The sequence below is a fragment of the Pseudomonas sp. S1_E05 genome (assembly GCF_056337105.1).
Genome location: NZ_JBFRHM010000001.1, coordinates 129,540 through 145,281 on the forward strand (window position 1 = coordinate 129,540; position 15,742 = coordinate 145,281).

Consider the following 15,742-nt stretch of genomic DNA (forward strand, 5'->3'; position numbering starts at 1 on the left):
CTAGAATGGACGCCTACTTTGTCGGGTCCTGCACTCATGCCTCCTGAATGTCAGCTGTTCGGCACCTTGGGGTGTCACCTTTGTGAGCTTGCCGAAGATGAACTGATGCCCCTGGTCGAGCACGGTTTGCTGGTGGAGCTGGTCGACATCGCGGAAAACGAAGACTGGGTCGAAGATTACGGTTTGCGTATTCCGGTCCTGCGGCGCCTGGACACCGGGGCAGAACTCGATTGGCCGTTTGATGGCGATCAGGTGGTCGCCTTTCTGCGCTGAGCCGCCGTTGCTCTGAATCTTGCGTCAACATTGGCGCGGGACTCGTTATTCGGTTACTGTATGTTCATACAGTTATCCGGATTGCCCGTCCTGCTCGTCCTCCTTGCGGCCTGGACAGGTGATCCCGTGAGTCGAGGGATGAATCTTGGTCAATGTCGAACAATTGAAAAGCAGCGTTAACCTGATGTCGGTGGACGTCGTGCGTGACGCCGTCAGTGAGCTGCGCCTGGAGGGCCTGGTCACGGAAGGCAAGACGCCTTTCACCAAATTGCATTTCAATACCTGTTTTGCCGAGATCGAGGCATTGTTCCAGCGTGCAGGTTATCACCGACAACTGGATGTCGTTGGTTACCAGGGGTTGTTGTATGCGCTCTACGATCCGGTGCGCTGGGAAGCGGTGGATGTGCTGCGTTGGCTGAAGGAGTACACCGAAGCGGCAGCTGGCGCCCAGCCGATTACCGCGTGAGGATTCTTCTCTAGGCTCGACCCGGGCACTGCTGGATAATGCCGGCCTGTATTGAGGGTTAGAGCTTCTGTATGTCCACTTCATTATTCAGCGCTGCGCAGAGCCAGGCCAGTACACTCTACTTGCCCCCTGGGCCGTGGCTGACGGTACTCGACTGCCTGTGTGATCACTTCAGTGCCATTGGCCGCGAGCAATGGCTGGACAGGATCGCCCGGGGGCGAGTTCTGGATGGCAATGGTGCGCCGATCGCGGTAGACCTGGCCTACAGGGAAGGTTTGCGGATTCATTATTTTCGTGAGGTTGCACACGAGAAAGTGATCCCGGTGGTTGAATCCATCCTCTATGCCGACGAGCATCTGGTGGTGGCGGACAAACCGCATTTCCTGCCTGTGACCCCGGCCGGTGAGTACGTGGAACAGACCCTGTTACGGCGTTTGATCCGTCGCCTGGATAATCCGCACCTTGTACCTTTGCATCGTATCGACCGGCATACAGCGGGGTTGGTGCTGTTTTCCGCCAATCCGCAGAGTCGCTCCGCGTATCAGTCGTTGTTCCCGACCCGGCAAATCGAAAAGCGCTACGAGGCCATTGCACGGGCGCTGCCGGATCTGACTTTTCCCCTGGTGCACAAAAGCCGGCTGATCGATGGCGAGCCGTTCTTTCGCATGCAGGAAGGGCCGGGCGCGTGCAACAGTGAGACGGCCGTCGAAGTCCGGGAGAAAAACGGAGATTTGTGGCGCTACGGACTTTATCCGGTGACGGGCAAGAAACATCAGTTGCGTGTGCACATGACGGCCCTGGGTGCCAGCATCTGCAACGACCCGTTTTATCCGGACGTGCTCAAGGACGTCGAGGACGACTACGCCAACCCCTTGAAACTGCTTGCCCAGGGATTGCGGTTTACCGACCCGGTTTCCGGTGAGTTGCGGGAGTTCCAGAGCCTGCTCACCCTGCAATGGTGAGCAGCGTTTTCCAGGCGTAAAAAAGCCCGCATAAAGCGGGCTTTATCTATCCGATGTTCTTACAACTCTTTAACGGTACGAACCTGGTCCTTGTTGACGCGGTTCTGTTTGCCGTCCAGTTGTTCAAACTCGTAGAAGCCGGAGTCGTCGTCGTACTTGGGCGTGTCGACGGTCTGGATTTCGCGGCCGTCGTTCAAGGTGATCACGGTAGGCGAGGAGCAACCGGCCAGAGTCGCGAGGCCCAGTGCGAGCAGACAGGTGGCGAGGATCCGTTGGTTCATGAGTGTATCTCCGATGGAAATTCTTTTGGTTACTGAGCGTGAGACGTATACAACGCGCGCAAGTTCCTTGGCTAGCGTCAATCTGAAACGCCGTTATGCAAGCTCAACAGATCTGGCGTGTTGAGATTGGCCAGGCGCGGATCGTTGTCGGGGCATTGCAGGGCCGTCGCGCCGAGTTTACGCATGATGCGGCCCGGACTGCGCTCACCGTCCTGCCACGCACTCTCGAACGTATCGCGCAGGGTGACGGGAATGACGCTGAGCAAGGGTTCCCAATGTTCTCCGTGGCGCAGCATCAAGGGTTTGTCCGGGTGCTGGCTGGCAGCCTCAAGCATGTCATGCAGCAGCGCGGCGTCAATGCGCGGCACATCGCAGGGCAGGACCATCAGGTAGCGATGGTGAGCCACCCGCAAGCCTGCACGAATACCGGCCAGTGGCCCGGGAAATTCACCGTCATCGTCATGGACCAATCGGTCGGCGTAGGGCGCGTATTTGTCCAGGTTCCTGTTGCAGGAAATGATCAGGTCATCGGTCAACGGACGGGTCTTGCGTTGAAGGTGTGCGATCAGTGGTTCGCCCTGCCACTCGATCAAGCCTTTGTCCCGACCGCCCATGCGTTGGCCGCGCCCACCTGCCAGGAGCAGGATGGAGCAGGGTGGCAACGGTGAATTCGAGATCATGAGGGGTCTCCATGGGAGCGGCGGAAAAAGGGAGCGCTGTGATATAACACCGGGCTGTTTCTCCTACAACTGGATGAGCCTATGAAAGCCAAGGCTGAAGTACCTTTTGCGCCGCTCAATATCGCGGTGTTGACCGTCAGCGATACGCGTACCCTGGAAACCGACACCTCGGGCCAGGTCTTTGTCGACCGCTTGAGCGCTGCTGGCCATAACCTGGCCGCCCGGGTCCTGCTTAAAGATGATCTCTACAAAATTCGCGCGCAAGTTGCCAACTGGATTGCCGACGATGTCGTACAGGTGGTGCTCATCACCGGCGGTACCGGCTTCACCGGGCGCGACAGCACACCCGAGGCGGTGAGCTGCCTGCTGGACAAACAGGTCGACGGCTTCGGTGAGCTGTTCCGCCAGATATCGGTGGCGGACATCGGCACTTCAACGGTTCAGTCACGTGCCCTGGCCGGCCTCGCCAATGGCACCCTGGTGTGCTGCCTGCCGGGTTCGACCAATGCCGTAAGGACCGGTTGGGACGGCATTCTTGCCGAACAGCTGGACTCCCGGCACCGTCCGTGTAATTTCGTGCCTCATCTGAAACAGGCGGCCCCTTGTGAATCCCGTGGGTAAGCCAGGCAAGGCCGGCAGCTTGATGGCGGTGGAGGTGGCGCAGGCGCGCTTGCTGGAGATGGCCACTGCTTCGTTGATTACCGAGCGAGAGCGCCTGCCCTTGGCGCAGGTGCAAGGCCGCGTGCTGGCCGATGACCTGATCTCGACGCTCGACCTGCCGCCGTGGCCCAACAGTGCAATGGACGGTTATGCCTTGCGCGCGGCTGACGGCAGTGCAGAGCCGCTGGTGGTCAGCCAGAAGATATTTGCAGGGAACGCGCCCCAGCCATTGACCCCTGGCACCTGCGCACGAATCTTCACCGGTGCGCCGGTTCCTGCTGGGGCGGACTGCGTCGAAATGCAGGAAAACGCCGAGCTGCTGGCTGATGGTCGCGTCCGGTTCACTGAGGCTTTGACATCCGGGCAGAACATTCGCCCCCAAGGCCAGGAAGCCACGGTCGGTGAGCTGATTCTGGCTGCCGGTACACGACTGGGACCGATAGAGCAGGGCCTGGCCGCCTCCCTGGGATGTGCGCAGTTGGAGGTGATTCGCAAGGTTCGCGTTGCGGTGCTTTCGACCGGTGACGAACTGGTCGAGCCTGGTCAGTCGTTGGGGCCGGGGCAGATCTACAACAGCAACCGAGTGCTGCTGTGCAGCTGGTTGCAGCGTATGGGGTGCGAGGTGGTCGACGCCGGCATTCTGCCCGACGACCTCGAGACCACTCGTGGCCGACTGGGTGAGTTGAAGGATGTCGACCTGATTCTGTCTACCGGTGGCGTATCGGTGGGTGAGGCGGATTTTCTGGGCATCGCCTTGCGGGAAGAGGGCGAGCTTGCCTTGTGGAAACTGGCGATCAAACCCGGCAAACCGCTGACGTTTGGACATTTTCGTGGCGTGCCGGTGATCGGCCTGCCCGGCAACCCGGCATCGACCCTGGTGACTTTTGCTTTGTTGGCCAGGCCTTATCTGCTGCGCCGCCAGGGCGTAACCGCGCTCGAGCCCTTGAAATTCCAGGTGCCGGCCGGTTTTTCCTGGCCCAAGGCCGGAAGTCGACGCGAGTATTTGCGAGGGCGTCTGGAAAACGGCCGGGCGATCATTTACCGAAACCAGAGCTCGGGTGTGTTGCGCAGCGCCGCATGGGCTGATGGCCTGGTTGAGGTGCTGGAGGAGCGCACGCTGGTTGAAGGTGACAGCGTCGGCTTCATTCCTTTGAGTGAAGTGCTGGGCTGACGCCTGACATGAACAAACCCGGTTCAGCGAACCGGGTGTTGTTTGCGGGCTGCATTCAGTGAACAACCAGCGCCACCAGTTGATCGAACCGGGTGTTGGCGATCCATCCCAGCAGGCCCAGAACCACCGCTGTTCCGCCGGCGGCGTAGGCAAGCCTGTGCTTGATGGATTTAACGTCACCCCGAATCTCTTCCATATCTCTGCGGATGTATTTGAGGTGCGTTTCAAGCTCGACGACACGAGGCTCCATGTCAGTTTCTCCAGTGGTTTCAGCGCGGTGTTTGAGTTCGGTTTGATAGCTGGCCCGCCTTTCCGCGAGCGGTGCGGCCGGGGTGCCCGGTGACCTGGTGTCATGGCTGTGCATGGTACGTCCCTGTAGTGCTGCTGATGACTGAACAACGGTGATGACCAAGTTGTACCAATCACCCTGGCGGGTCAATTGAGCCGATTCATCACGTTTTGTAAGAAAAGATCCCGCCTTGTAGGACCTCGCCGTCGTTCGACTTGAAATAATTAATATTTTTGCGACTTTTATGCGGTGTTCGGAGGTCACATTTCTCAGACGAATCAATCATGGGAATGACCGCAATGGGCGAACGCAAGGCAATGTTGATTTTGCACGGCAAGCAGGCGCTCAACGAAGAGGTGCGATCGGCTGTTCAGGACCGACGCGCGCAAGGCTGGGAGCTGGCCGTGCGTCTGACATGGGAGGGGGGGGACGCACAACGACTCGTACAGGAAGCGCTGGCGGCAGGCTACAAGCAGATCATTGCTGGCGGTGGCGACGGCACCCTGCGCGATATTGCCGAGGCCATGGCTTCGCATTCGGGACACGCCAGCCTGGTACTGATGCCGCTGGGAACCGCCAACGATTTTGCCCGTGCCGCCGGGGTGCCACTTGAGCCGGCCCTGGCATTGGACCTGCTGGATGCCGAACCCCGGGCCATTGACCTCGGTGAGGTAGGCGGCCAAATGTTCCTGAACATGGCGACGGGCGGCTTCGGCAGCCAGGTCACCGCAAATACTTCGGAGGATCTGAAGAAAGTGCTGGGTGGCGCCGCGTACCTGTTCACCGGGTTAACACGTTTCAATGAGTTGCATGCTGCCTATGGAGAACTCAACGGTCCGGATTTTCAGTGGAGTGGGGACTTGCTGGCCCTGGGCATCGGCAATGGTCGCCAGGCAGGCGGTGGCCACGAATTGTGCCCGCAGGCACTGGCGGACGATGGCCTGCTGGACATCAGCATTCTGCCGGCTCCCCAGGAAGTGGTGGGTACGTTGAAGAGCCTGCTTGCCGATGGCTTCGGGATCGATAGCCTGTTTGTCCGCGCTCGTTTGCCTTGGGTGGAAATCAAGGTCGCGGAAGGCCTTTCCATCAATCTCGATGGCGAACCGCTGGAGGGTGATAGTTTGCGCTTCGCTGCACGCCCGGCAGCCTTGCGGGTGCATTTGCCACAAGACTCTCCACTGCTGGGCAAGCCAGCAGCGGCAGCGATCAATCGTCCAGACTGATGATCTGCTCACGCACGGCGAACAGCACGAGACCCGCCACGTCGTAAATCTGCAGGCGTTTCATGATCTGCGAGCGGTGGGTTTCGACCGTCTTGATACTCAAGCCCAGGCCATTGGCGATCTCGCGGGTGGATTTGCCCCGAACGATCAACCTCAGGATTTCCAACTGGCGTGGCGTAAGATTGTGCGAATCGACGGGCTCTGGCTGGAGTTTCTGATTGCGGGTCAACGCCTGATTGATGACCGTATGAGCGATGGCGGGGCTCAGGTAACGCTCATTATTGCTCAGTGCTGTCAAGGCGTGTTCAAGCTCGGTGGCCGTGGTGTCCTTGAGCAGATAACCGTGAGCGCCAGACTCCAGTGCCTGCATGATCAAGGCAGGGTCGGTATGCATCGACAGGATCAGTACCTTGCTCAGTGGGTGCTGGCGTTTGAGATGTTGCAAGGCCTCGAGGCCACCGGTCTGCTTCATGGAAATATCCAACAGCACGATGTCCGGCAACAGGCGCTCGTACATCTCGAGCAACTGCGAGCCGTCATTGGCCTCGCCGACGACCGCATAGCCTGGAATATCCATCACCAGGGCGCGCACGCCCGCCCTGATCAGCGAGTGGTCATCCACCAGAAGTAAGTTACAAGTCAATGCATAACCTTATGGGTGCTGGCCCGTTCCAGCGCACGGGGCGCCCAGGGGAAGAGAGCTTCGATTTGAGTGCCTTTGCCCGGCTCGCTGGTCACCCGCAGGGTACCACCCAACTGGTCGATCCGCTCCGACATCCCGGCCATTCCGCGTTGCCCTTCACGGCCTGGGTCAGTGGCTGGCGAAAAACCCAGGCCATCGTCACTGATCGAGAGCCACAGGCCTTGGGGCTGGCGTTGCAGGCGCACCAGAAGATTTTTCGCGTCGGCATGGCGCAAAATATTGGTGACCGCTTCTTGAGTGATCCTGAAAGCGGCCAGCGCCATTTCTTCGGGAATGCCGGTCAAACGCGACTGGCACTCCAGGCTCCAGTTCACCGACGTGTTGGCCAACGTCTTGAGCAAGTGCTCGCGCAAGCTGGCTTCAAGACCCAGGCTGGTCAGTTGCCTGGGGTTGAGGATGGCCGATACGTCTCGCACTTTCGCCAGGGTCTCGTCCAGCGTGTCGCAGAGCAGCGAGCACTGTCCCTGGAGTTCTTCGGGCACGCGGCGCTTGAGCCATTGGCTTTGCAGCTTGGCAGCGGTGAGTAACTGGCCGATGTCGTCATGCAATTCGCGGCTCAGCCGATGCCGTTCGTTTTCCTGGACTTGCAGTAACCGCTCAGCCAGCTCCCGAGGCTCGAACTTTATGGATTTGCGCGAGAGACGCTGCTGCGTCAGTACGCAAGCCAATACCGCAATATTGACCAGCAGTAATGCCAGCGGCAGCCGAGTGGACAGGCAATAGACCGCCACGCTGCCAAGCGCCGAGGCAATACACACTAATAGCGTGAACCGGCGGGCGTTTTCTCGGGAGGGGAGCCACTTGGTCATTGACTTGAGGTTGGCATACATAGCGGATGGAGCCAATAGATGTTCGCTGCGGACAGACTGGCCATTTGGACACAATCTATGTAAGGGTCACTGTGCTATTAATTGACGTCAATTAATGGAGGACATAGTACCACTTCACATACCGTTGGTCGCGTTCGGTATATATGTCCGAATGGTCAGGAATTAGAGAGTTGGCACCTTAGTTCTACAAATGAAAACTATTTGTAGAGGGTTTAAGTGTGGCGAACTGTCGCTGCCGGATTATTCAATTGCGGCATGACTTAATTCAAGCTACCCAATAGTCTGAGATAAACCATCGAGGCGTTGGCAGGAAACTCAACTGGGCGTTATGAAAAAGAGATAAGCCTGAGCGGTTTCGAATGGGCAGGCGGGTGAAACTGGCTTTGCCCCACCTGGAAGGCAAAGGCTTCGATCAGTGAGGTCTGTTCACTCTGATCAAGACTGAGTTGACCGGTGTTCTGGTCGATCAGCTCAAGCTGCCAGGCCATCAGCGTGAAGCAGTCTTTCAGCGCTTGCAGCGCCTGCGCATGCAGGTCCACATGATGTTGCGCGTGATTGAGCAGGCCATGAATGTGCAGGGAGAATTCCGAAACGGCGCCCAGGGCGAGAGCATCCGCTTTGCTGGCCAGCTTCAGCAGGGTACTCATCATGCACTCGATGGCGTCCTTGTCGTTGCTGATCAGTTGCAAATGACTCAGGCACTCCTCGGATTTGGCCAGGAGGGTTTCTGCCTCGACGAGAAATTCGGGAAGCCGTTGGGCCCACTCTTTACGGTCGTTCGGCATACTTATCTCCACAACTTCATGTCAAGTGAGAGCGTGTCGGGTGTATGGGCGTGAGCGGCGGGCATCAGGTCGCGATCCGGCCGATAGCGCGGCAGGCAAGAGTCTCGATAGGATGGAAAGCCCCTGAACTGCGGTCGCGCACGATAGCCTGACTCCGTTCATGCAATGAGAATGGCGTCACATTAATGGCTATTGGATATTGCGAATATCAGGTTGGGCCTGATTGATGCTCAGGGATTCCCTTAGGCGCGGGAACCTAACGTACGAACTGTTGTCGCGCGGCAGGAAGTGAAGCAGATGAATTGAGGACGCTAGTAAAGCATGATGTTAATGTGACATCAATGCCTGAGCGGGCATTTTATAAGGGTCAAGATGCGGCAAAGACAGCCGATAACCCTCTTTAGTGAATTCATCAGAACAAGCCCAGGAGTCATTGATGGCCGGCATTCTCGACACGGTAGACCAACGCACGCAACTGGTGGGTGAGAATCGCCTGGAAATTCTCATGTTCCGACTGGCGGGGCGGCAATTGTTCGCGATCAACGTGTTCAAGGTGCAGGAAGTGTTGCAACTGCCAAAGCTGACCCTGATGCCCCAGCGCCACCCGTTCGTGTGTGGCGTGGTCAACTTGCGCGGGCAGACATTGCCGGTGATTGACCTGTCCCAGGCCATCGGCATGCGTGCGCTGGTGCCCAGCCCGACCAGTACGATCATCGTCACTGAATACAACCGTTCGGTGCAGGCATTCCTCGTCGGTGGCGTGGATCGCATCGTCAACATGAATTGGGAGGCCATCCTGCCACCGCCGACCAGTGCGGGTCGCCAGCATTACCTGACCGCCATCAGCAAGGTCGACGATCAACTGGTGGAAATCATCGATGTGGAAAAAGTCCTGGCTGAAATCGTGCCGTACAACGCCAAGGTGTCCCGCGACAAACTCGACGACCCTGTACTGGAACGCGCCCGGGGCCGCGAGGTGCTGCTGGTGGATGACTCCAACGTCGCCCTTTCGCAATTGCGCGACACCCTGGGCCAGTTGGGCGTGAGGATGCACATCGCCAGTGATGGCTTGAAGGCATTGAACATGCTCAAGGGATGGGCGGACAGTGGCGTCAACATGACCGACAAACTGCTGATGGTGTTCACCGACGCGGAAATGCCGGAAATGGACGGCTATCGCCTGACCACCGAAATTCGTAACGATCCGCGCCTGCGTGGCCTCTACGTGGTGTTGCACACGTCGTTGTCGGGGAGCTTCAACGACTCGATGGTGAAGAAGGTCGGCTGCGACAACTTCCTGTCCAAATTCCAGCCTGACAAACTGGTGGATGTGGTTCGCCAGCGCTTGATGCTCGATGCAGTGCCTGCGTGAAGTTACCCCTGTAGGAGCGAGCAAGCTCGCGATGGTCGTCAACGATAACGAGGGGTGTCAGGCAGCCAGCGTCATCGTTCAACGCCATCGCGAGCATGCTCGCTCCTACAGACACAGGTGATTTTGGTATAGGGTGACGTTTTGATCACCTCAGGGAGCTGGACATGCTGCGTTTGAGCGCGCTTTATCGTTTTCCATTGAAATCCGGCAAGGGCGAGGTCCTGGAGCAGGTCAGCCTCGACAAGTTGGGGCTCGAGGGAGATCGACGCTGGATGCTGGTGGACGAGGCCAGTGGGCGCTTCCTGACCCAGCGTGCGGTGGCGCCGATGAGCCAGTTGTCGGCGTTGTGGAATACCCGTGGTGGCTTGACCCTCGCAGCCCCAGGCCATTCGCCGATCGATATCGCACTGCCTGCCAGTGACGCCGAGTTGCGTGGCGTAACGATCTGGCGCGACACCTTGCGTGTACCGGATGCCGGAGACGAGGCGGCCGCTTGGGTCAGTGAGTTCATCGGCAAACCGACTCGCCTGGTCCAAGTACCGCTGGACCGTGCGCGTACTACCCAGGCGGGCTATGGCAAGGACGACGATCAGGTGGCGTTTGCCGATGGTTTTCCATTGCTGCTGATCGGTCAGGCGTCCCTGGAAGACTTGTCCCAGAAGGTCGGGCGTCCCATGGAAATGCTGCGTTTCCGGCCGAATCTGGTGATCGAGGGCGCCGAGGCGTTTGCCGAGGATGGCTGGAAACGCATCCGTATCGGCGAGGTCGAGTTCCGAGTGGTCAAGCCATGTTCGCGTTGCATCCTGACCACTATCGATCCGCAGACCGGTGCGCGCAGCGATGACCGTGAACCCTTCGCGACCTTGCAGAAATACCGTGCCCGGGAAGAGGGGGCGATGTTTGGCCAGAACCTGGTCAACGACGGCAATGGTCGACTCGAGGTCGGCATGCCAGTGACCGTGCTGGAATAAACAAGCCTGAATGAAAAATGCCCGTATCGAAAGACACGGGCATTTTTTATGCGCTGAAAACCTGTGGGTTAACCACGGTACTCGCACAGGTAAGCGGTATCGACCGCCACTTTCAGCTGGAACTTGCTGTTGGCCGGTACGTTGAACTGGCTGCCGGCTTCGAAGGTTTCCCAGTTGCTGCTGTCAGGCAGTTTGACGGTCAGGGCGCCACTTACGACGTGCATGATTTCGCGCTGGCTGGTGCCGAATTCGTATTCGCCCGGTGCCATGACGCCGATGGTCGCCGGACCTTCAGCGGTGCCGAAAGCGATCGACTTGACGGTGCCGTCGAAGTACTCGTTGACTTTAAACATGGGCGATTCCTCGAAAAGGGCTGAAAAAGGCCGGCCAGTATGCACAAGGCCCCGGGCGGCGTCACCTCTCTAGAGGGGTAGGACCAGCGGTAACAGACGTGCTGTATTACGCGCATCCTCCAGCGCCCGATGCTGTTGACCACTGAACTGAAGCCCCGCCAGTTGCAGCGCACCGTTGAGGCCCAACGGTCGCTCCAGTCGCCTGGCTTTGGCATAGCGCTGCTTGAGATTCATGTGCGGTACACGGCTGAGCTGGCTGTCGAGTTGCAGGCGCTGCCATTCCTGTACCAGTTGCTTGCGGTCGTAGTCTCCCCAGCTGGCCCAGCCTTCCAGGCGTGCGTGATGTTGGCCGAGCCACCGTTCGAACACCGGCCAGACTTCAGTCAGCGGTTGTGCGCTGTCGATGTTGGCCTGGGTGATGTGGGTCAGCTCCCGGCAAAACGGCGTCAGCAAAGGGCGACGCAGCGGGCGCACGAACCGCTGGAAATGATCTTGTTCGCGCCCCTGTCGATCCACCAGCGTGGCGCCAATTTCGATGATTTCCATGTCCGTGACCGGCCAACCGCCTTCATCGGTGGTGGCTTCCAGATCAATGACCAGCCAATGAGGCATTGCAGGTTTCCTGATATCCGCGTCCTGATGGGCTTGAGCGTAGCCAAAGCCAGCGCATCCGCCTAGCGGCTTATTCGACCTCCAACAAAATCTGACGATTTTTGACCTGATCGCCGACCCGGACCTGCAAGCGCTTGAGCACCCCATCGATGCCTGCTTTCAGCGGATGCTCCATTTTCATGGCCTCCAGCACCACCAGCAGTTGGCCCTTGCTGACCGGACTGCCTTCCGTGACCAGCACGTCGACGATCGCCCCGTCCATGGGTGCCTTGAGCGTCCCGGAGCTGGCGCTGACCTGACTGCTGACCGGCGCCTGGGTTCGATCCACCAGGCGCAGGCTGCCGGCGCGAGAAAACAGCCAGAGTTCGCCACCTTCAAGCCGGTAGGCGCGTCGCTGGCGGATGCCGTCGATATCCAGGGTGGCCCGGTGTCCATCGCACTGGATCACTCTGACTTCGAGAGTCCGGTCGGCAACTTGAACCCGGTAGGGCTCGCCCGACTCTGCGTTAAGTTGAACCGGCCAGTCCTGATCTTCGACACCGATGCGGTAGTGCAGTGGCACACTGGCGTTATTGCGCCAGCCAGCCTGCGCGGCGGTGTGGGCTTGTGCCGAGGACTGATAGAACAATGCTGCCGCCGTCGCCAGTTCTTCGGCACCGGGGGCATAGGCATGCAGGCACGGGTGGTCGGCGAAATGGGTTGGTATGAATCCGGTACTGAACGTGCCGCTGACGAATTGCGGGTGGTCCAGAAGGCTGGCGAGCAAGCGCTGGTTGCTCGGCAGGCCCAGCAGCACGCAGTCCTGCACGGCCCGTAGTAACTTGCGCCGCGCCTCTTCACGGGTGGCTCCATGGGCGATGATCTTGCCCAGCATCGGATCGTAGAACGGGCTGACCTGCTGCCCTTCAATCAGGCCATGATCGATGCGTACGCCAACTTGCAGTGCTGGCTCCCAGCCGACGACGCGGCCGGTCTGCGGCAGGAAACCCTGGGTCGGGTCTTCGGCGTACAGGCGCACCTCCATGGCGTGGCCGCTGAGTTGCACCTGCTCCTGGCGCAGCGGCAGTGGCAGTCCCTGGGCGACGTGCAATTGCCAGGCGACCAGGTCCAGACCAGTGATCAGTTCGGTGACCGGATGCTCTACCTGCAACCGGGTATTCATCTCCAGGAAGTAGAACTGCCCGCGTGCGTCCAGCAGGAACTCCACGGTGCCGGCGCCTACATAGTTCACCGCCCGTCCCGCCTTGAGGGCCGCTTCGCCCATGGCCTGGCGCAGTTCGGCGGTCATGACCGGGCAGGGCGCTTCCTCGATGACCTTCTGGTGGCGGCGTTGAATCGAACAGTCACGCTCACCCAGGTAAATCAGGTTGCCGTGCTGATCGCCGAACACTTGCACCTCAACGTGGCGCGGATCGACCAGGGCCTGTTCGAGGATCAATTCATCGCTGCCAAAACCATTCAGGGCTTCGGAGCGCGCGGTGCGCACCTGCGCAAGCAGGTCGGCGGCATCGTGTACTAATCGCATGCCTCGCCCACCGCCGCCGGCACTGGCCTTGATCATCAGCGGAAAACCGATGTGGTCGGCTTCGCGGCTGAGCCTGGCATCGTCCTGCTCGGCGCCCTGGTAACCCTTGATGCAGGGGACGCCAGCCTCGATCATGGCCAGTTTCGACAGGCGTTTGCTGCCCATCAGTTCGATGGCCTCGGGGCTCGGGCCGATGAAGGTCAGGCCGGCCTGCTGGCACGCGCGGGCGAAATCGGCGTTTTCCGAGAGAAAGCCGTAGCCGGGGTGAATCGCGTCGGCACCGCTGCGGCGGGCGGCGTCGAGGATGGTCGCGATGTTCAGATAGGATTGTTGCACCGAGGCCGGGCCGATGTTGACGGCCTCGTCGGCCATTTGCACATGCAGGGCATCGGCGTCTGCGTCGCTGAACACGGCGACGGTGCGATAACCCAGGGATTGGGCGGTGCGCTGGATGCGGCAGGCGATTTCACCGCGGTTGGCGATGAGGATTTTGTTGAATCCGGGCATGGTTTTTTTCCCTGATTTTGGCGGTGAATGTGCGGGCCTCATCGCGAGCAAGCTCGCTCCTACAGGTATTTGGAGCACCCGAAATCCCTGTCGGAGCGAGCTTGCTCGCGATGCTCTTTCAGGAAGCCCACCCCGGCTTACGTTTTTGCACGAAGGCCACGGTCCCCTCGGTCCCTTCCGTCCCGGTCACTGCTTCACTGAACCACTCGGCCGCCTGATCCAGCAGCTCCTCCGAGGGCTGCGCCACACTGGCCAACAACAATTGTTTGGTCAGCGCATTCGCCCCTGGCGCGCAGCACAGCACATGGGCCAACACTTCATCGAGGCGTTCGGCCAACGCTTGCGCATCCTGCTCGACAAAGTGCACCAGGCCCATGCGATGCGCCTGAATGCCATCGAAGCGCGCTGCCGTCAGGGCCAGGCGGCGGGCCTGGGTCAAGCCGATCCGCTGGACCACGAACGGCGCTATCTGCGCAGGCAGCAGGCCGAGGCTGGTTTCCGGCAGGCCGAATTGAGCCTGGTGATCGGCCATCGCCACATCGCTGACGCAAGCCAGACCAAAGCCGCCACCGAGCACAGCGCCTTGCAGAACCGTGACCACCACCTGCGGCGCATGCTGAACTTCCTGCAGCAGCGCGCCGAACGTGCGGTTCAACTCGCGGTAGGCGCTGGCGCCCTGGCCCCGGGCACCGGCCATGTCCTTGATGTCGCCACCGGCGCAGAAATGCCCGCCGGCACCGCCGATCACCAGGGCGCGAACGCCCCTGTCATCGCGCACGGCCGCCAGCACCGATCGTAGTTCGGCGACCATTTGCAAGCTCATGGCGTTGCGGCATTCCGGGCGGTTAAGGGTGATGTGCAGCACGCCGTTATGCGGCTCAAGCGACAGCGTCTGACAAACCGGCAGGGTGCTCATTTCTTTTTCCCCGGCAGGATGCCCATGAGTTTGCAGATGATCCCCAGCATGATTTCGTCAGCCCCGCCCCCGATGGAAACCAGGCGCACATCGCGATAGGCTCGAGACACCGGGTTTTCCCACATGAAGCCCATGCCGCCCCAGTATTGCAGGCAACTGTCGGTGACTTCGCGACCCAGGCGCCCGGCCTTGAGCTTGGCCATGGACGCCAGGCGCGTCACGTCCTGGCCTTTGATGTATTGCTCGGTGGCCTGATAGACCAGCGCGCGCAGGCATTCGATCTCGGTTTGCAGTTCGGCCAGGCGGAAGTGAATCACCTGGTTGTCGATCAGTGCGCTGCCGAACGTCCTGCGCTCCTTGCAGTACTCGATGGTGCTGTCGACGCAGTACTCCAGGCCCTTGATCATGTTCGCCGCCCCGAACAGGCGTTCCTCCTGGAATTGCAACATCTGCATCATGAACCCTGCGCCTTCATGGCCGATGCGGTTGCGCTGCGGTACGCGCACGTTGTCGAAAAACACCTGGGCGGTTTCCGAGCTGCGCATGCCGAGCTTGTCCAGGTGCGAGCTGAGGCTGATGCCGGGGGTGTCCATCGGCACCATGATCAACGACTTGTTGATGTGGGGCTTGTCGTCGGAGGTATTGGCCAACAGGCAGATGAAGTCGGCGCTGGGCGAATTGGTGATCCACATCTTGCTGCCGTTGATCACGTAATCGTCGCCGTCCTTGCGAGCGGTGGTTTTCAAGCCGGCCACGTCGGAGCCGGCACCCACTTCCGACACGCCGATGCAACCGACCTGTTCGCCGCTGATGGCTGGCCGCAGGAACTGCTCACGCAACTCATCGGAGCCGAACCGTGCCAGTGCCGGCGTGCACATGTCGGTCTGCACGCCGATGGACATGGGGATCCCGCCACAATGAATGGTGCCGAACTCTTCGGCGGCCACGATCGAATAGCTGTAGTCGAGCCCCATGCCGCCGAATTTTTCCGGTTTGGAAATGCCGAGCAGACCAAGCTCACCCGCCTTGCGGAATATCTCGTGGATCGGAAAACGCCCGGCCTTTTCCCACGCCTCCACGTGCGGGTTGATCTCGTGATCGACGAATTGGCGGACGGTACGGCGCAGTGCTTCGTGTTCCTGGGTGAAGATCATTTTTATTGT

19 protein-coding genes are annotated in these 15,742 nt (G+C 59.8%); 8 read left to right on the forward strand and 11 right to left on the reverse strand.

The annotated features are described in order from the left end of the window. The first annotated feature begins 36 nt into the window (after positions 1-36). The 3 genes from AB4N33_RS00615 to AB4N33_RS00625 all read left to right on the forward strand — a co-directional run bounded on the left by AB4N33_RS00615 (position 37) and on the right by AB4N33_RS00625 (position 1,701). Positions 37-273, forward strand: a complete 237-nt coding sequence (locus AB4N33_RS00615) for a glutaredoxin family protein (protein ID WP_460122112.1) — start codon at positions 37-39, stop codon at positions 271-273. A 145-nt stretch (positions 274-418) separates the two neighbouring features. After that, positions 419-739: a transcriptional regulator gene (locus AB4N33_RS00620; protein ID WP_460122114.1), complete on the forward strand. Its 321-nt coding sequence runs from the start codon at positions 419-421 to the stop codon at positions 737-739. Between the two features lie 71 nt (positions 740-810). Continuing rightward, positions 811-1,701: a pseudouridine synthase gene (locus tag AB4N33_RS00625; RefSeq protein ID WP_476456150.1), complete on the forward strand. Its 891-nt coding sequence runs from the start codon at positions 811-813 to the stop codon at positions 1,699-1,701. A 59-nt stretch (positions 1,702-1,760) separates the two neighbouring features. On the opposite strand, the gene AB4N33_RS00630 is transcribed toward AB4N33_RS00625, so the two are convergent. Both AB4N33_RS00630 and mobA read right to left on the reverse strand, forming a co-directional pair. Next, on the reverse strand, positions 1,761-1,982 hold the full coding sequence (locus tag AB4N33_RS00630; RefSeq protein ID WP_460122118.1) for a YgdI/YgdR family lipoprotein: 222 nt from the start codon (positions 1,980-1,982) through the stop codon (positions 1,761-1,763). Positions 1,983-2,059: 77 nt separating this feature from the next. Continuing rightward, the gene (gene mobA / locus AB4N33_RS00635; protein ID WP_476456151.1) at positions 2,060-2,662 is read right to left on the reverse strand and encodes a molybdenum cofactor guanylyltransferase MobA; all 603 of its coding nucleotides are present in this window, start codon (positions 2,660-2,662) and stop codon (positions 2,060-2,062) included. 81 nt (positions 2,663-2,743) lie between these two features. On the opposite strand from mobA, the gene moaB reads away from it, so the two are divergent. Further along, positions 2,744-3,283 carry a molybdenum cofactor biosynthesis protein B gene (gene moaB / locus AB4N33_RS00640; RefSeq protein WP_371051445.1) on the forward strand — a complete coding sequence of 180 codons (540 nt, stop codon included), beginning with the start codon at positions 2,744-2,746 and terminating at the stop codon, positions 3,281-3,283. Further along, the gene (locus tag AB4N33_RS00645) at positions 3,267-4,493 is read left to right on the forward strand and encodes a molybdopterin molybdotransferase MoeA (protein ID WP_476456152.1); all 1,227 of its coding nucleotides are present in this window, start codon (positions 3,267-3,269) and stop codon (positions 4,491-4,493) included. The genes moaB and AB4N33_RS00645 overlap by 17 nt, the downstream gene beginning before the upstream one ends. 55 nt (positions 4,494-4,548) lie before the next feature. Here the strand turns inward: AB4N33_RS00645 and AB4N33_RS00650 are convergent, their stop codons facing one another. Then, positions 4,549-4,857 (reverse strand): hypothetical protein, encoded by a 309-nt coding sequence (locus tag AB4N33_RS00650; RefSeq protein ID WP_460122126.1) that lies wholly within the window; start codon positions 4,855-4,857, stop codon positions 4,549-4,551. 224 nt (positions 4,858-5,081) lie between these two features. Here AB4N33_RS00650 and yegS point away from each other — a divergent pair, with 224 nt between their 5' ends. Then, positions 5,082-6,005 carry a lipid kinase YegS gene (gene yegS / locus AB4N33_RS00655; protein WP_460155235.1) on the forward strand — a complete coding sequence of 308 codons (924 nt, stop codon included), beginning with the start codon at positions 5,082-5,084 and terminating at the stop codon, positions 6,003-6,005. Here yegS and AB4N33_RS00660 read toward each other — a convergent pair. From AB4N33_RS00660 to AB4N33_RS00670, 3 genes are all read right to left on the reverse strand, one after another. Next, positions 5,989-6,648, reverse strand: a complete 660-nt coding sequence (locus tag AB4N33_RS00660) for a response regulator (protein ID WP_460122128.1) — start codon at positions 6,646-6,648, stop codon at positions 5,989-5,991. The genes yegS and AB4N33_RS00660 overlap by 17 nt on opposite strands. Beyond that, the gene (locus tag AB4N33_RS00665) at positions 6,645-7,538 is read right to left on the reverse strand and encodes a sensor histidine kinase (RefSeq protein WP_460142110.1); all 894 of its coding nucleotides are present in this window, start codon (positions 7,536-7,538) and stop codon (positions 6,645-6,647) included. The genes AB4N33_RS00660 and AB4N33_RS00665 overlap by 4 nt, the downstream gene beginning before the upstream one ends. A gap of 326 nt (positions 7,539-7,864) precedes the next feature. After that, positions 7,865-8,323: a hypothetical protein gene (locus AB4N33_RS00670; protein WP_460122130.1), complete on the reverse strand. Its 459-nt coding sequence runs from the start codon at positions 8,321-8,323 to the stop codon at positions 7,865-7,867. A gap of 436 nt (positions 8,324-8,759) precedes the next feature. Here AB4N33_RS00670 and AB4N33_RS00675 point away from each other — a divergent pair, with 436 nt between their 5' ends. Then, positions 8,760-9,695, forward strand: a complete 936-nt coding sequence (locus AB4N33_RS00675; protein ID WP_476456153.1) for a chemotaxis protein CheV — start codon at positions 8,760-8,762, stop codon at positions 9,693-9,695. A 164-nt stretch (positions 9,696-9,859) separates the two neighbouring features. Next, a complete protein-coding gene (locus AB4N33_RS00680) occupies positions 9,860-10,666 on the forward strand; it encodes an MOSC domain-containing protein (protein ID WP_476456154.1) in 807 nt (268 codons plus the stop codon). Positions 10,667-10,734: 68 nt separating this feature from the next. Here the strand turns inward: AB4N33_RS00680 and ppnP are convergent, their stop codons facing one another. The 5 genes from ppnP to atuD form a co-directional block, all read right to left on the reverse strand. Then, positions 10,735-11,019 carry a pyrimidine/purine nucleoside phosphorylase gene (gene ppnP / locus AB4N33_RS00685; RefSeq protein WP_460122136.1) on the reverse strand — a complete coding sequence of 95 codons (285 nt, stop codon included), beginning with the start codon at positions 11,017-11,019 and terminating at the stop codon, positions 10,735-10,737. Positions 11,020-11,088: 69 nt separating this feature from the next. Beyond that, positions 11,089-11,631: a 3'-5' exonuclease gene (locus AB4N33_RS00690; protein ID WP_476456155.1), complete on the reverse strand. Its 543-nt coding sequence runs from the start codon at positions 11,629-11,631 to the stop codon at positions 11,089-11,091. 70 nt (positions 11,632-11,701) lie between these two features. Further along, the gene (locus AB4N33_RS00695; protein ID WP_476456156.1) at positions 11,702-13,663 is read right to left on the reverse strand and encodes an acetyl/propionyl/methylcrotonyl-CoA carboxylase subunit alpha; all 1,962 of its coding nucleotides are present in this window, start codon (positions 13,661-13,663) and stop codon (positions 11,702-11,704) included. Between the two features lie 118 nt (positions 13,664-13,781). Continuing rightward, positions 13,782-14,579: an enoyl-CoA hydratase/isomerase family protein gene (locus AB4N33_RS00700; RefSeq protein WP_476456157.1), complete on the reverse strand. Its 798-nt coding sequence runs from the start codon at positions 14,577-14,579 to the stop codon at positions 13,782-13,784. Beyond that, a complete protein-coding gene (atuD, locus tag AB4N33_RS00705; protein ID WP_476456158.1) occupies positions 14,576-15,733 on the reverse strand; it encodes a citronellyl-CoA dehydrogenase in 1,158 nt (385 codons plus the stop codon). Before atuD ends, AB4N33_RS00700 begins: the two co-directional genes overlap by 4 nt. Between the last annotated feature and the right edge of the window lie 9 nt (positions 15,734-15,742).

Excerpts from the sequence above, each read along its gene's own strand:
- AB4N33_RS00650 (WP_460122126.1), bottom strand. The coding sequence starts at position 4,857 with ATGCACAGCCATGACACCAGGTCACCGGGCACCCCGGCCGCACCGCTC.
- AB4N33_RS00665 (WP_460142110.1), bottom strand. The coding sequence starts at position 7,538 with ATGTATGCCAACCTCAAGTCAATGACCAAGTGGCTCCCCTCCCGAGAA.
- moaB (WP_371051445.1), top strand. The coding sequence starts at position 2,744 with ATGAAAGCCAAGGCTGAAGTACCTTTTGCGCCGCTCAATATCGCGGTG.
- mobA (WP_476456151.1), bottom strand. The coding sequence starts at position 2,662 with ATGATCTCGAATTCACCGTTGCCACCCTGCTCCATCCTGCTCCTGGCA.
- AB4N33_RS00680 (WP_476456154.1), top strand. The coding sequence starts at position 9,860 with ATGCTGCGTTTGAGCGCGCTTTATCGTTTTCCATTGAAATCCGGCAAG.
- AB4N33_RS00690 (WP_476456155.1), bottom strand. The coding sequence starts at position 11,631 with ATGCCTCATTGGCTGGTCATTGATCTGGAAGCCACCACCGATGAAGGC.
- atuD (WP_476456158.1), bottom strand. The coding sequence starts at position 15,733 with ATGATCTTCACCCAGGAACACGAAGCACTGCGCCGTACCGTCCGCCAA.
- AB4N33_RS00700 (WP_476456157.1), bottom strand. The coding sequence starts at position 14,579 with ATGAGCACCCTGCCGGTTTGTCAGACGCTGTCGCTTGAGCCGCATAAC.
- yegS (WP_460155235.1), top strand. The coding sequence starts at position 5,082 with ATGGGCGAACGCAAGGCAATGTTGATTTTGCACGGCAAGCAGGCGCTC.
- AB4N33_RS00675 (WP_476456153.1), top strand. The coding sequence starts at position 8,760 with ATGGCCGGCATTCTCGACACGGTAGACCAACGCACGCAACTGGTGGGT.
- AB4N33_RS00630 (WP_460122118.1), bottom strand. The coding sequence starts at position 1,982 with ATGAACCAACGGATCCTCGCCACCTGTCTGCTCGCACTGGGCCTCGCG.
- AB4N33_RS00615 (WP_460122112.1), top strand. The coding sequence starts at position 37 with ATGCCTCCTGAATGTCAGCTGTTCGGCACCTTGGGGTGTCACCTTTGT.
- AB4N33_RS00670 (WP_460122130.1), bottom strand. The coding sequence starts at position 8,323 with ATGCCGAACGACCGTAAAGAGTGGGCCCAACGGCTTCCCGAATTTCTC.
- AB4N33_RS00695 (WP_476456156.1), bottom strand. The coding sequence starts at position 13,663 with ATGCCCGGATTCAACAAAATCCTCATCGCCAACCGCGGTGAAATCGCC.
- ppnP (WP_460122136.1), bottom strand. The coding sequence starts at position 11,019 with ATGTTTAAAGTCAACGAGTACTTCGACGGCACCGTCAAGTCGATCGCT.
- AB4N33_RS00625 (WP_476456150.1), top strand. The coding sequence starts at position 811 with ATGTCCACTTCATTATTCAGCGCTGCGCAGAGCCAGGCCAGTACACTC.